This is a genomic window from Chromobacterium sp. ATCC 53434, from assembly GCF_002848345.1.
Taxonomy (GTDB): domain Bacteria; phylum Pseudomonadota; class Gammaproteobacteria; order Burkholderiales; family Chromobacteriaceae; genus Chromobacterium.
Window position 1 is genome coordinate 4,994,062 of record NZ_CP025429.1, and the last position, 13,472, is coordinate 5,007,533.

The 13,472-nt window shown below is 65.8% G+C and carries 11 protein-coding genes; 9 read left to right on the top strand and 2 right to left on the bottom strand.

From position 1 onward, the window contains the following. Positions 1-111: 111 nt before the first annotated feature. The 4 genes from lpdA (at position 112) to CXB49_RS23820 (ending at position 3,661) form a co-directional block, all read left to right on the top strand. Complete coding sequence (lpdA, locus tag CXB49_RS22395; protein ID WP_101710411.1) at positions 112-1,911, top strand: dihydrolipoyl dehydrogenase; 1,800 nt, start codon at positions 112-114, stop codon at positions 1,909-1,911. A gap of 479 nt (positions 1,912-2,390) precedes the next feature. Continuing rightward, positions 2,391-2,513 (top strand): hypothetical protein, encoded by a 123-nt coding sequence (locus CXB49_RS24315; protein WP_255409582.1) that lies wholly within the window; start codon positions 2,391-2,393, stop codon positions 2,511-2,513. 334 nt (positions 2,514-2,847) lie between these two features. After that, positions 2,848-3,468 (top strand): hypothetical protein, encoded by a 621-nt coding sequence (locus CXB49_RS23815; RefSeq protein WP_158301008.1) that lies wholly within the window; start codon positions 2,848-2,850, stop codon positions 3,466-3,468. A gap of 34 nt (positions 3,469-3,502) precedes the next feature. Beyond that, positions 3,503-3,661, top strand: coding sequence for a hypothetical protein (locus CXB49_RS23820; RefSeq protein ID WP_158301009.1), 159 nt, complete (start codon positions 3,503-3,505; stop codon positions 3,659-3,661). Positions 3,662-3,755: 94 nt separating this feature from the next. Here the strand turns inward: CXB49_RS23820 and CXB49_RS22400 are convergent, their stop codons facing one another. Further along, positions 3,756-4,949 carry a GGDEF domain-containing protein gene (locus CXB49_RS22400; RefSeq protein WP_158301010.1) on the bottom strand — a complete coding sequence of 398 codons (1,194 nt, stop codon included), beginning with the start codon at positions 4,947-4,949 and terminating at the stop codon, positions 3,756-3,758. Positions 4,950-5,165: 216 nt separating this feature from the next. On the opposite strand from CXB49_RS22400, the gene CXB49_RS22405 reads away from it, so the two are divergent. Beyond that, complete coding sequence (locus CXB49_RS22405) at positions 5,166-5,651, top strand: GNAT family N-acetyltransferase (protein WP_101710824.1); 486 nt, start codon at positions 5,166-5,168, stop codon at positions 5,649-5,651. Positions 5,652-5,670: 19 nt separating this feature from the next. Here CXB49_RS22405 and CXB49_RS22410 read toward each other — a convergent pair whose 3' ends face one another. After that, complete coding sequence (locus CXB49_RS22410; protein WP_101710413.1) at positions 5,671-6,213, bottom strand: DinB family protein; 543 nt, start codon at positions 6,211-6,213, stop codon at positions 5,671-5,673. A gap of 62 nt (positions 6,214-6,275) precedes the next feature. Between CXB49_RS22410 and CXB49_RS22415 the strand changes: the two genes are divergently transcribed. From CXB49_RS22415 to CXB49_RS22430, 4 genes are all read left to right on the top strand, one after another. Further along, a complete protein-coding gene (locus CXB49_RS22415; protein WP_101710825.1) occupies positions 6,276-6,902 on the top strand; it encodes a TetR/AcrR family transcriptional regulator in 627 nt (208 codons plus the stop codon). 127 nt (positions 6,903-7,029) lie between these two features. After that, the gene (locus tag CXB49_RS22420) at positions 7,030-7,686 is read left to right on the top strand and encodes an HAD family phosphatase (protein WP_101710414.1); all 657 of its coding nucleotides are present in this window, start codon (positions 7,030-7,032) and stop codon (positions 7,684-7,686) included. Between the two features lie 125 nt (positions 7,687-7,811). Further along, positions 7,812-9,599, top strand: a complete 1,788-nt coding sequence (locus tag CXB49_RS22425; protein ID WP_233492894.1) for an autotransporter assembly complex family protein — start codon at positions 7,812-7,814, stop codon at positions 9,597-9,599. Positions 9,600-9,613: 14 nt separating this feature from the next. Continuing rightward, positions 9,614-13,432: a translocation/assembly module TamB domain-containing protein gene (locus CXB49_RS22430; protein WP_101710415.1), complete on the top strand. Its 3,819-nt coding sequence runs from the start codon at positions 9,614-9,616 to the stop codon at positions 13,430-13,432. The last annotated feature ends 40 nt before the right edge of the window (positions 13,433-13,472 follow it).

Genomic DNA, 13,472 nt, shown 5'->3' on the forward strand with positions numbered 1-13,472 from the left:
GCGTTCCACCTTTTTGCCGCAGGATGCGGGGGGACGTTCCACCCTGCAGAATCAGCCAGACTCGAGGCGGCCGGCTTTGCGCCGGCCTCCCAACATTGCGGATGGAAAACCATGAGCAATCTGATCGAATTGAAAGTCCCGGACATCGGCGGCCACAACAATGTGGATGTGATCGAAGTGTTCGTCAAACCGGGCGACGTGATTGAAAAAGAAGCCAGCCTGATCACGCTGGAAACCGACAAGGCCACGATGGAAGTGCCGGCCGAAGCCGCCGGCACCGTCAAGGAAGTGCGCGTCGCCGTCGGCGGCAAAGTGTCCGAGGGCGACGTGGTCGTCATCCTGGAAGCCGCCGGCGCAGCCGCCGCGGCTCCGGCCGCCCCGAAGCCGGTGGAAACCACCGGCGTCGCCTCCGCCACCACCCAGGCCGGCTTCGCGCCGCAAGCCGCTCCGGTCGCCGCTTCCCATAGCGGCGGCGCGGACGTGGAATGCGACGTGATGGTGCTGGGCGGCGGCCCCGGCGGTTACTCCGCCGCCTTCCGCGCGGCCGACCTGGGCCTGAAAGTGGTCATCGTCGAGCGTTACGCCACTCTGGGCGGCGTGTGCCTGAACGTGGGCTGCATCCCGTCCAAGGCGCTGCTGCACAATGCCGCGGTGATCGACGAAGTGAGCCACCTGGCCGCCAACGGCATCAAGTTCGGCAAGCCGGAAGTGGACATCGACATGCTGCGCGGCTACAAGGAAAAGGTCATCGCCAAGCTGACCGGCGGCCTGGGCGGCATGGCCAAGGCGCGCAAGGTGGAGATCGTGCGCGGCAACGGCCACTTCATCGACCCGCACCACATCGAAGTCTTGGTGACCACCGGCCAGGGCCGCGAAGAGTCCGGCGAGAAGAAGATCGTCAAGTTCAAGAACGCCATCATCGCCGCCGGCTCCCGCGTGGTGAAGCTGCCGTTCATCCCGAACGACCCGCGCGTGGTGGACTCCACCGGCGCGCTGGAGCTGAAGGGCGTGGCCAAGCGCATGCTGATCATCGGCGGCGGCATCATCGGCCTGGAAATGGGCACCGTCTACTCCACGCTGGGCGCGCGTCTGGACGTGGTGGAAATGCTGGACGGCCTGATGCAGGGCGCCGACCGCGACCTGGTCAAGGTATGGCAGAAGTGGAACGCCCACCGCTTCGACAACATCATGCTGAACACCAAGACCGTGGCCGTGGAGCCGAAGGAAGACGGCGTGTGGGTGACTTTCGAAGGCGAGCAGGCCCCGAAGGAAGCGCAACGCTACGACCTGGTGCTGTACGCGACCGGCCGCGCGCCGAACGGCAAGCTGATCGGCGCGGAAAACGCCGGCATCGCCGTGACCGACCGCGGTTTCATCCAGGTGGACAAGCAGCAGCGCACCAACGTGCCGCACATCTTCGCCATCGGCGACATCGTCGGCCAGCCGATGCTGGCGCACAAGGGCGTGCATGAAGGCCATGTGGCGGCGGAAAACTGCGCAGGCCAGAAGGCCTACTTCGACGCCCGCGTGATTCCGGGCGTGGCCTACACCGATCCGGAAGTGGCCTGGGTCGGCGTGACCGAGGACGAAGCCAAGAAGCAAGGCCTGAAGATCGAGAAGGGCGTGTTCCCGTGGGCCGCCTCCGGCCGCGCCATCGCCAACGGTCGCGACGAAGGCTTCACCAAGCTGATCTTCGACGCGGAAAGCCACCAGATCATCGGCGGCGGCATCGTCGGCCCGCACGCCGGCGACATGATAGGCGAGGTGTGCCTGGCGATCGAGATGGGTTGCGACGCGACCGACATCGGCAAGACCATCCACCCGCACCCGACGATGGGCGAGTCTATCGGCATGGCGGCGGAAGTGGCGCACGGTACTTGCACCGATCTGCCGCCGCAGCGCAAGAAGTAAGTCGGTTTGATCGGCGGTCTGCATGGATCACCGCCAGACGAAGAAAGGGCAAGCCTCGGGGCTTGCCCTTTTTATTTTGGCTGGGTGATATGGTAATTGGATTTCGTAGGGGGGAGGCCTGCATTGCGGGCGTGCCGCTTGTGTCGCTGTGGGTAGGGTGCGTCACCCCGCAGGGGCGACACACTATGTGGGATGGTTTTGTGTCCGCTTCGCGGACGGATTTTTGGTACCGGCTCCGCCGTCGGGCGGGAAGGGGCTGCGCGGCCAGCCCCCTTTCGACAAACCTTGGAAATGGCTTCGGAGCCAGCTTGCGTTGATGGGGATTGGAGAGTGTCGGTCCGGTCCCACTCGTAGGGTGCGTCACCCCGAAGGGGCGACGCACCACTGCCCATACCAATTTATGCGCCATTGACCGGTGGGATGAACGGTGCGTCGCCCCTTCGGGGTGACGCACCCTACGCGCTGGCGATCGAGATGGGTTGCGCGCGACCGACATCGGCAAGACCATACACCCGTATCCGACGATGGGCGAGTTCATCGGCATGGCGGCGGAAGTGGCGCACGGTACCTGCACCGACCTGCCGCCGCAGCGCAAGAAGTAAGCTTGATTTGATCGGCGGTCTTATCGATTGCCGTCAGATGAAGAAAGGGCAAGCCTCGGGGCTTGCCCTTTTGTTTGCAATAAATGTTATGCTGATGGAATTCTTGGGCGGCGTTGTACTTACCGGTAGAACTGTTTTATCTACCACTATGCTTGATAAGGCCCGATGAATTGAATCAGCCATTTTTATATTATGAAAATGATTGATCTTTTTTGGTTGAGCTTCTTTTTTTATTCGGAGCTTTAATCAATTTTTAATCTATAAATATGCCTGCCTTATATGTCCTGTTTGAGGTGGAAAAATAGCGGTAGGCTTTAATATTTCGTGGTGAGTCATGAAGAAAATTATTTGGATGGCAGTATTGTCGTTTTCTTTGGTTGGATGTGCTTCAACTCAAAAATTGACCGATGTAGATAGAAAAGGCATTAAAGCAGTGCAGGTAAACCCAGATATGCCCAAGGCTGCTCAGTTTTACTATATGGGGCCAGGCATGGCTATGGCAGGCGGCCTTCTTGGTCCAATAGGAGTTTTCCTTAGCGCGGATGATAATAAGTCAGAAGCTGTAAAAGTTGCAACGGCAATCGACAAAAGTAAGTTGGATGTGTACAGAATTACCTATGAAGAATTATCCTCTGCGCTTGAAAAATCTGGAAAATTGCCTTTGTCAAAAGATAGCAATCCTGACGCAACTAAGCTAAATATTTATGTTTTCCAAATTGGATTTAGTATTCCGAATGGATTTAGTTCTAAGTTGGTTCCTCTTTTGGGTGTTCGGGCAAGCTTGGTCGATTCATCCAATCGAGTGCTTTGGACTGATGTTGAAAGAACCATGACATTGGGAAATCCATCGGATGGCCATACCATTGACGAGTTATTGAATGATCCAAATCTGATAGAGCAGGAAATGCGTTTGGCGGCGAAGGACGTCGCAGCAGGCTTGATCAAGGATCTTTAGTTCTTTTATTTCTCGAGAGAGTCCGCGCTGGGTAGTGGCGCTAGATTACGAGCGCCACAACAAGCAGCGTTGGCCGCATGGCAAGCTGGTCGCAGAGCCGGGCAGGATGCTGGTGAACAATACCGATCTGGTCAAACTGACAGCCGCCTGCCATTTGCGGCTGTCTGAACGGATGAGCCGGATTGCCGGCTGAGCGCAAAGCGGGTTTGATGACGCGGGGCATGCTGATGGCTGCCCTGTTTTCTTTGGCGCTGGAGTGTGGCTGAGCGGCTGGTTCCGCCGGCCGTCTAGCGCCCCTCCGTTCCGCAAGCGGGCGGCTCCACGCCCACCACCCGGTCCCGCCCGCCGTTTTTGGCCTGGTACAGCGCCTTGTCCGCTCGCGCCAGCGTATTGTGTATCCGCTCGCCTTCCACCCACACGGTGACGCCGACGGAGAAGGTTTGTTGATCGGGCAGATTGCCGCGCAGCGATTCGATGCGGGCGGCGGCCTGGGCCAGGTCGCAGTTCATCAGCGCCAGCACGAATTCCTCGCCGCCGAAGCGGGCGAACAGATCCGATTGCCGCATCCGCGAACGGATCAGCACCGCCACCTCGCGCAGCAGCCGGTCTCCCTCCGGATGGCCATAGGTGTCGTTGAACTGCTTGAAGTGATCCAGATCGAACAGCGCCACCGCGATCGGTTGGCGATAGCGTTTGGCGGTGGCCAGCATCATTTCTATCTGGACGTCCCAGGTGCGGCGGTTGGGCAGCTGAGTCAGCTCGTCGGTGCCGGCCAGCTGTTCCAGCTTCTGCATCAGCCCGCGCATCTGGCTCAGCCACTTGTGCAGCAGCCGAACCAGCAGGATGGCCATCGCGCTGGCGATGATCCACATCACCAGCATCATCCAGCGGGCGACGATGCCGTAGGAGTTGGACTGCGCCACTTTTTTCATCAGGTCCAGCGTGATGGACACCGCCAGCGCGTTGGTGTTCTGCGAGATGTGGTTGAAGATACGGATTTCCTCGCCCATCACCAGGTCCGAGGCCTTGCGGTGCCCGGCGGCGTCCGGCCTGCGGTACATGGCGATGATCCTGCGGTCCAGGGCCATGAAATGGTCGAAGTCCTGCTGCACGCTTTTGAGCTGGCGGCGCTGGTCGGCGCTCAGCGGCATCACGCGCAGCTTGGCGATGTCCTGGTTGAAGTTGTCGGCCGAGTGCAAGAATTCCGCCCGGCTGGCCGCGTCGTCCCTGCTCGCGCCGTCTATGTCGCGGATGATGTCGAAGGCGTAGCCGGTTTGCCAGCCGTTCAGGTCGGCCGCGTCGAACTTGACCTCCATCGCCGCCTGGGCGATGGCGATGTATTCGACGATTTCCGCCCGGCCGTCCTCCTCCATTTTCTCGATATAGAAGGACAAGACCGGCAGCAGGCCCATGCATAGCAGGATGGGGGCGGCCACCATGATGGCCTTCAGCATGATGCCTTTGTCGCTTCTATCGGGCATGGGCGCCTCGCCGGGATTCTGCAGGGGGATCGCAAGCGTGGTGAGCGGAGGCGACCTTGCTTCAAGATAGATGGTTTTGATGCGAACAAATACGTAGCCGTTGCGGACTGCTTTCCTGGACGTGTATTTGTCTGAGCGGAAAATGTCAATGGCATAATGCGGTTTTTGTCCGAGAGCGGATTCTCCGTTCTCGGCCTTGCCGGAAAGGCTTGCCGCATGCAGATTCGACCGATTCAAGCCGGCGACTTCGCCGCGCTTTCCGCGCAGATGGACGATTGGTGGGGCGGCCGCCCGGTCCGCCACCTGCTGCATCGTATCTATTTCGATCATTTCCGCACCACCTGCTTCGCGGCGGTGGAGGGGGAGGAGGTGGTCGGCTTCCTGATCGGCTTCCGCTCCCAATCCCAGCCGGAGCAGGCTTACATCCATCTGGTCGGCGTGTCGCCGCTGGCGCGCGGCCGCGAGGTTGGGCGCGGCCTGTACCGCCGTTTTTTCGAGACGGTCGGCGCCTTCGGTTGTGTCGAGGTGCGCGCGATCACCTCGCCTGGCAATGCTGGCTCCATCGCTTTCCACCGGCGGATGGGTTTCGAGTTGTTGGCGGGGGAGGGCGTGGAGGACGGCGTGCCCGTCGTTTACGACTACAGCGGCCCAGGCCAGCACCGGGTGTGGTTCCGCCTGCGGCTGGCGCAGGCGCTTGCTTGAGGCACATGGGCGCAGACGTTCAGGCCGATTGGGTTTCGCCTTGCAGCCTGCGCGCCGGCTCGGTGCGGTGCAGATGCACCGCATAGGTGTCCCAAGGCAGTTCGGCGTTCAATGGTTGGCGCGCGGCGGCCTGGGTCAGCAGCCGGCCGACCTCGCCGCGGTGGTAGCCGCCGTGGGTGACGATGTGGGCCAGCATCTCCTCGCGCGTCATATAGCCGTCGTCGCCGTCGGTGAAGGCGAACGGTATCGATTGCGCCAGCGCGGCCGGCGTGATGGCGGCGGCGTAGTCCCGGTACCAGCAATCCAGCGCCGCCATTTCCCGGCGCAATTCGGCCGGCTCCGGGGTGCCGGGCGTGTTGTCGGCGGCGTAGCCGTGCCGGATGCCTTGCAGATGGGCGGCGAAGATCTGGTTGACCACCAGGCAGTGGTTCATCAGCCGCAGCGTCAGCCGGCGCTCCTCGGCGTGGCGCTCGGGGTCGAGTCCGCCTATGGCCGCCAGCATCTCCTCGTTGGCCCAGGCCTGGTAGTGGAACATCCGCGACAGTAGTTGGTTTGCGCCCATGGTATCCGCCTCTCCATTCATGCTATCTAGACATGGTTGAATTGTTTTCCGAGGAGGCCATTGTGTCCACTCGCATTCCCGGCGCCGCGGCGGCGATGCGCAAAGCCCCGCGGCAGGCGCGTTCCCGCGCGATGGTGGACGCGATCGTCGAGGCCGGCGCTCGCGTTCTGGACGCCCGCGGCTGGGCCGGCTTCACGACAAACGAGGTGGCCGGGGTCGCCGGCGTCAGCATCGGTTCGCTATACCAATACTTTCCCGACAAGACCGCGCTGGTCGACGCGATACGGCGGCGGCACTTCGACGCGGTGCTGGAGACGCTGCGGCTTGTCGCCGGCGGCGAGGCCGGACCGGAGGCGCTGGTGGACGGGATGATCGCGATCCATCGCGACTATCCGGCCTTGCACCGGGTGTTGCTCGAGTTGCCCGATCCCTATGCCGGCGAGGCCGATCGCAAAGCGTTCCAGGACCGGTACCTGCGGCTGTACGGCGCCATCGTCGAGCGTCATCGCGGTCCGGATGACGGCGACGGAGTCGCCGCGCACACGCTGTCGTCGGCGATGGAGGGCGTGATCCACCACGCCGCGCGGCGCGGCCTGCTGGCGGCACCCGGTTTGAGGCGCGAGCTGCTCGCCCTGGTGTGCGCCTATCTGGGCGGCGCCGCGCCTGCCGCCGGTCCTGGGCCTGCTTGAGATCGGCAGCAGCAATGCCTGCCGGGCTGCTTTAGCGGGCGCCGCCGCCGCATCATCGGAAGCGCGTGCTCGCCGGCGCCGAGTCGTGATTTCAATGGCATAATCCCGCTTTTGCCGAAAGTGTCCGATGTCCCGATTCGAGCTGGTGGTTTTCGATTGCGACGGCGTGCTGGTGGACAGCGAGCGCATCACCAACGCCGTCTTCGCGCGGATGCTGAACGAGCTTGGCCTGCCGGTGACGCTGGACGACATGTTCGAGCGCTTCGTCGGCCTGTCGATGGCGCAGTGCCTGCGGCAGATCGCCGAAATGCTGGGCGAGGCGCCGCCGGCGGCGTTCGAGGCTGATTACCGCCGGCGCTGCCATATGGCGCTGGAGTCTGAATTGAAGGCGGTGCCGGGCGTGCCGGCCATGCTGGACGCGCTGCCGCTGCCCTATTGCGTCGCCTCCAACGGCGGCCACGACAAGATGTGTGCGACGCTGGGGCTGACCGGGCTGTTGCCGTGCTGCGGCGGCCGGCTGTTCAGCGCGGCGGATGTGGCCGCGCCGAAGCCGGCGCCGGATGTGTTCCTGCACGCGGCGCGCAGCCTGGGCGCCGATCCCGCCCGCTGCCTGGTGATCGAGGACACGCCGACCGGCGTGCGCGCCGGGGTCGCCGCCGGCATGACGGTGTGGGGCTACGCGGCGCTGACGCCGGCGGCGCGCTTGCTGGAGGCCGGCGCGGAGCGGGTGTTCGACGACATGGCCGATCTGCCGGCGCGGCTGCGCGGGGCGCCTTGCCGATAATCTGATCGACGGCGGCGAACTATCGGCATGGCTGCCTTGTCACAAGTCCCTTGTGCCACACGCGTTTGCCGTCGCCAGCCAGGGCGACTTCCGTTACCATGCAGCATTCCCCCACGAATCGGATCATGCCAAGCGTTTCCTCCATGCCGTCGCGTCCGTCCGCGTTTTGCCGCCGCTCCGCCTGGAGCCTGCGGCTGTTGGCGTTGACCGGCTGCCTGCTGGCTGCGCAGGCGCGCGCCGGCCTGAACTACACGGTGGAGATAGTCGCGCCGTCCGCGCTGGCGCAGCTGCTGTACAACAATCTGGAGCTGGTCAGCGAGCAGAACGACCCCGACATCGACCAGGGCTGGCTGGACAGCATGATCAAGAGCGTGCCCGACGACGCGCGCAAGCTGCTGGAGACCGAGGGCTATTTCAACGCCAAGGTGGAGGCGGCCGAGGATGCCGGCCACCGGGTGCGCATCGTGGTGAAGCCGGGCGAACCGGTGCTGATCGACGACGTCGTCATCCGGCTGAACGGCGACATCCGCCAGGAAGCCGACTACCAGCAGCGGCTGGCCCAGGTGCTGGAGGCGTGGTCGCTGCCGATGGGCGCGCCGTACCGGCAGGAGGATTGGGACGTCAGCAAGCGCGTGGTGCTGCGCAAGGTGCAGGCCGACCGCTTTCCCAGGGCGCGCATCGCCAACAGCGAGGCGCGCATCGATCCGGCCAGCGGCCGGGCGACGCTGGAGGTGACGGTGGACAGCGGCCCGCTGATCCGTTTCGGCAAGGTCACCGTCAACGGCCTGAAGCGCTATCCGGAAAAGCTGGCGTTGGGCATGGCCGATTTCAATCCGGGCTCGCCGTATCAGCAGGACAAGCTGCTGGCTTATCAGTCGGCGCTGGACCAGTCGCCGCAATTCTCGTCGGTCATCGTCAGTGCCGATTTCGAGCATATCGCCGACAACCGCGTGCCGGTGACGGTGGACGTGGTGGAACTGCCGAAGAAGAAGCTGGAACTCGGCCTGATCTACGATTCCGAGGTCGGACCCGGCATTCGCGTCGGCTACGATCATTACAATCTGTTCCAGCAGGGCTGGACCGGCTCGGCGCTGGTGGACTGGAAGCGCGAGCAGCAGACGGTCAGCTTCGGCCTGGGCTTCCCGCGCGGCACCGACGGCTATTCCCACTCGATCACCAGCTCCTTCAAGTCGGAAACGGTGCAGGGTCTGAAAACCAATACCGTCGACGCCGGCGTCTGGCGCATCCGCAGCCGCGGCAATATCGAGGCGCGGATGGGGGTGGAGTTCCTGAAGGAAAGCGAGGAGGCTGGCGGCGTCATCTCGCGCGACACCCATGTCACCCAGCTGGTGTACGGCTGGACCCAGCGCGCCGTCGACGACGCGATGCGGCCGCGCAACGGCTATCTGCTGGACGGCCAGCTGTCCGGCTCGCTGGGCGCGCTGGCCTCGTCCACGTCTATGGTGCGCGCCTACGGCCGCGCGGTCGGCTACTGGTCGCCGTATCCGAAGTACGGCACCCTGGTGGCCCGGCTGGAGCTGGGCCAGGTCTGGGCGCGCGACGGCGCCGAAGTGCCGACCGCGCTGCTGTTCCGCGCCGGCGGCGCCAATAGCGTCCGCGGCTACGATTACCAGAGCCTGGGCCTGCCCGGCCCGAACGGCTCGGTGCTGGGCGGCCGCGTCGTGGCCACCGGCAGCGTCGAGTACCAGATCCCGATCAAGCCGGACTGGTATTTCGCGCTGTTTACCGACATGGGCAACGCCGCCGACAGCTGGAAGGGTTTCCAGGCCATGCACGGCAACGGCGTGGGCGTGCGCTGGATGAGTCCGGTGGCGCCGTTGTCATTCGATATCGCCAAGGCTGACAGCGACGGCAAGATCCGTTGGAACCTCAGCCTGGGCCTGGCTTTCTAGACCGCTGTCCAATCATGAGCGAAGACCTGAAACCGATTCCCGACCACCCGACGCCCGAGCAGGCGCCGCCGCCGCCGCCGCGTCGCCGCTGGCGGCGCGTCCTCGCCGCGCTGGCCCTGGTCCTGGCCTTGCTGCTGGCGGCGCTGGGCTGGCTGGTCGCCAGTTCGGCCGGCTTCGCCTGGGCGGTCAAGACGGCGGCCGAGTTCAGCGGCGGACGGCTGGCCGTCGGCGCCGTCGACGGATCGCTGTGGCGCGGTTTCGTCTTGCGCGACATCCGCGTGCGCGGCGGCGCCGACGATGTGGACGTCGAATCGCTGGGACTGGCCTGGCGGCCGGCGGCGCTGTGGCGCGGCGAGCTGGCGATAGACCGCCTGGCCTTCGGCCATGTGCGGGTGCTGAGCCGGCCGCAGCCGGAGTCGCCGAGCGCGCCGCCGCAGGCGCCGGCCTCGCTGGCCTTGCCGCTGAAGGTCAGCGTCGGCGAATTGTCGCTGGCCAGCCTGATGCTGGAGCCGGCCCATCTCAGCCTGTATCGTCTCAGCGCCGGCTACCGCTACGACGGCGCCAGCCACCGCGTTGAGCTGCGGCGGCTGGACACGCCGTGGGGCGGCGCGCGCGCGGGCTTGAGCCTGGCCGCGGCGTCGCCGTTCGCCTTGTCCGGCCAGCTGATGGCCAGCGGCGAATTGGAGCAGGTGGCGGTGAAGGCCAGGCTGGATCTGAGCGGCAATCTGTTGAAGCCGGCCTTCGCCGGCCAGATGGACGGCCAGGGCCTCAGCGTCGATCTGGCCGGCGCGCTCAGGCCGTTCGAGGCCAGCGCCTTCAACCGGCTGGCGCGGCTGGACGCCCGCGTCGGCAACATCAATCCGCAGGCCATCCTGCCCGGCTGGCCCAAGGGGCGGTTGAGCTTCGCGGTGTTCGCCGAGCCGGACGCCGGCCAGCGCATCAAGGGCGGCCTGACCCTGGTCAATACCGAGCCGGGGCCGCTGTCGGCGCATAAGCTGCCGCTGTCGCTGCTGGTCGGCCAGTTCCGCAGCGACGGCCAGGCGCTGGAGCTGTACGACAGTCGCGCCGAGCTGGCCGGCGGCCACATCGGCCTCTCCGGCGAATTGACGCCGAGTCGCGTCAAGCTGGCGCTGGACCTGGGCCAACTGGCCTTGCGCCAGCTGCACGCCGAGGCGCCGGACGACGTCGTCGGCGGCCATGTCGGCATAGATGGATCGCTGGCCGAGCCGCGTTTTTCCGCCCAGCTGAAGGGCAAGCTGCTGCAGGCCGACGCGCAGGCCGAGCTGGTCGGTGGCAAGCAGTCGGCGCTGCTGTTGAAGAAGCTGGAGCTGTCGGCCGGCGGCGGCGCCGTCAGCGTCAACGGCAAGCTTGGCCTGGCCGGCCGGCAGTTGTTCGAATTGAACGGCAAGCTCAGTCGCGCCGATCCGTCGCGGCTGCGCGACAACCTGCCGAAGGGCGATCTGAACGCGACGCTGAAAATGGCCGGCCAGCTGGCCGAGCCGATGGAGGTCGGCGCCAAGCTGCAGTTCGCGCCCAGCCGCCTGTCCGGCGCGCCGCTGTCCGGCAACGCCAATGTGCTGCTGGACGCCAGACGGTTGAAGCAGTTGATGCTGGACCTGAAGCTGGCCGACAACCGTCTGCAGGCCAGCGGCAGCTACGGCGTCGCCGGCGACAAGTTGAAGCTGGCGATCAACGCGCCCAATCTGGCCTTGCTGGGGCCCGGCTTCGCCGGCGCCGTGCACGGTCAGGGCGAGTTGGCCGGCGTGCCGGCGGCGCCGCTGCTGGACGCCAAGCTGCAAGCCGACCGTTTGCGGCTGCCGGGCGGCGTGGCGCTGCAGTCTCTGCAGTTCGCCGGCAATATCAAGGCCGACCAGGCCAGCCCGTTCCGGCTCAGCCTGGACGTGGCGGCGCTGCAGGCCGGCGGCCTACGCGCCGAGCAGCTGCATGCCAGCGCCGGGGGCACCCGCGCCCGGCACGAGCTGCAGCTGGACGGCCGCTTCCACTTGAACGAGCAGAGCTACCGGCTGCAACTGGCCGCCGCCGGCGGCCTGACGCCGAACAAGGGCTGGCAGGGCAATGTGCGGCAGCTGGAGTTGTCCGGCAAGCCGGCGCTGAGCCTGTTGGCGCCGGCGGCGCTGGCGATAGGCGCCGACGGCCAGCTGAAGCTGGGCGCGACCCGGCTGGCGCTGTTGGGCGGAAGTCTGAATCTGGACGATCTGACGCGGCAGGCCGGCGGCGCGTTCAGCAGCCGCGGCAACGCCCGCGGCCTGAAGCTGGCCGAGCTGGGGCCGTGGCTGAAGCTGCCGGTCGAGCAAAATCTGCAGTTCGACGCCGACTGGAGCCTGAGTCCGGCCGGCAGCGGACAGCTGGCGGTATGGCGCAGCGGCGGCGATGTGCAACTGCCGCTGGAAAACGGACGCCGCGCGATGCTGGGGCTGAAGACGGCGCGGGTCGAGTTGCGGCTGGACGGTCGGCAGCTGGCCTTCGACGTCAATCTGGACAGCCGCTTCGCCCAGGCCCAGGGCCAGGGCAGCCTGCCGTGGAACGGCGGCCATATCGACGGCCGCACGCCGCTGGCGGGCAGCCTGCGCGCCAGCCTACCCGCCTTGTCCACCTTCGCCGAGCTGGCCGGCCCGGGCCTGGAGCTGGGCGGCCAGTTGTCGGCCAACCTGGAACTCAGCGGACCGTTGGCGGCGCCGCAGGCCCTGGGCCAGATTCGCGGCGCGCAATTGAAGCTGGCCGATCGCCGCACCGGCATCACGCTGGCCGACGGCAGTCTGGCGGCGCGGATAGACGGCCGTCGGCTGACTTTGCAGCAACTGCGTTTCGTCAGCGGCCAGGGCGAGGTCAACGCCAGCGGCTCGCTCGATCTCAGCGGCATCCAGCCGGACGCCCGCGTCACGGTGGCCCTGCAGCGTTTCAGCGTGTTCGACCGGCCCAACCGCCGGCTGGTGGTGTCCGGCCAGAGCGAGCTCGCCTTCGTCGGCGGCAAGCTGTCGCTGAGCGGGCGCATCCGCGCCGATCAGGGGCGCGTCGGCCTGCCGAAGCAGGGGGCGCCGGATCTGGGCTCCGACGTGGTGGTGGTCGGTCGGCCGGCGACCGAGCCGTCGGCGTTCGCCAGCATGCCGCTGACGGTGGCGCTGGACCTCGATCTGGGCGAGCGCTTCCGCTTCTCCGGCCAGGGCCTTAACGTCGAGTTGTCCGGCCTGGTCCATGTCAGCGCCAATCCGGGCGAGGCGCCGGCGGCCAAGGGCCAGGTCAAGGTGGAGCGCGGCCGTTACAAGGCCTACGGCCAGGATCTGGACATCACCTTCGGCGCCATCACCTTCAACGGCCCGCTCGACAATCCGCTGCTGAACGTGCAGGCCAAGCGCCGGCTGTCCCCGGTCGGCGCCGGCGTGGAGGTCAGCGGTTCTGTGGCCGCGCCCAAGGTCAGGCTGATCACCGACGAGCCGATGTCGGACAAGGACAAGCTGGCCTGGCTGGTGCTGGGCCGGCCGGCCAGCGGCGACCGCGACAACAGCGATCTGGCGGCCTCGGCCGGCATGATGCTGGCCGGCTCCTTGAACGACCACCTAGGTCTATTCGACGATCTGGGCGTGTCCAGCCGCAAGGAGAGGACGCTGGCCAACGGCACCGTTAGCCCGGCCGAGCAGGTGGTGACGGTGGGGCGCCAGCTGACGCGCGAGCTCTACCTCGGCTACGAGTACGGCATCACCAGCGCCGATCAGGCGGTCAAGCTCGCCTATCAGCTGTCCAAGGGCTGGTCGGTGATTCTGCGCGCCGGCACCGCGATGTCGGCCGAGTCGCGCTACACGCTGCGTTTCGATTGAGCGTCGTCGGCGGCCGTCCCGACGGGGATGGCCGCGTTGC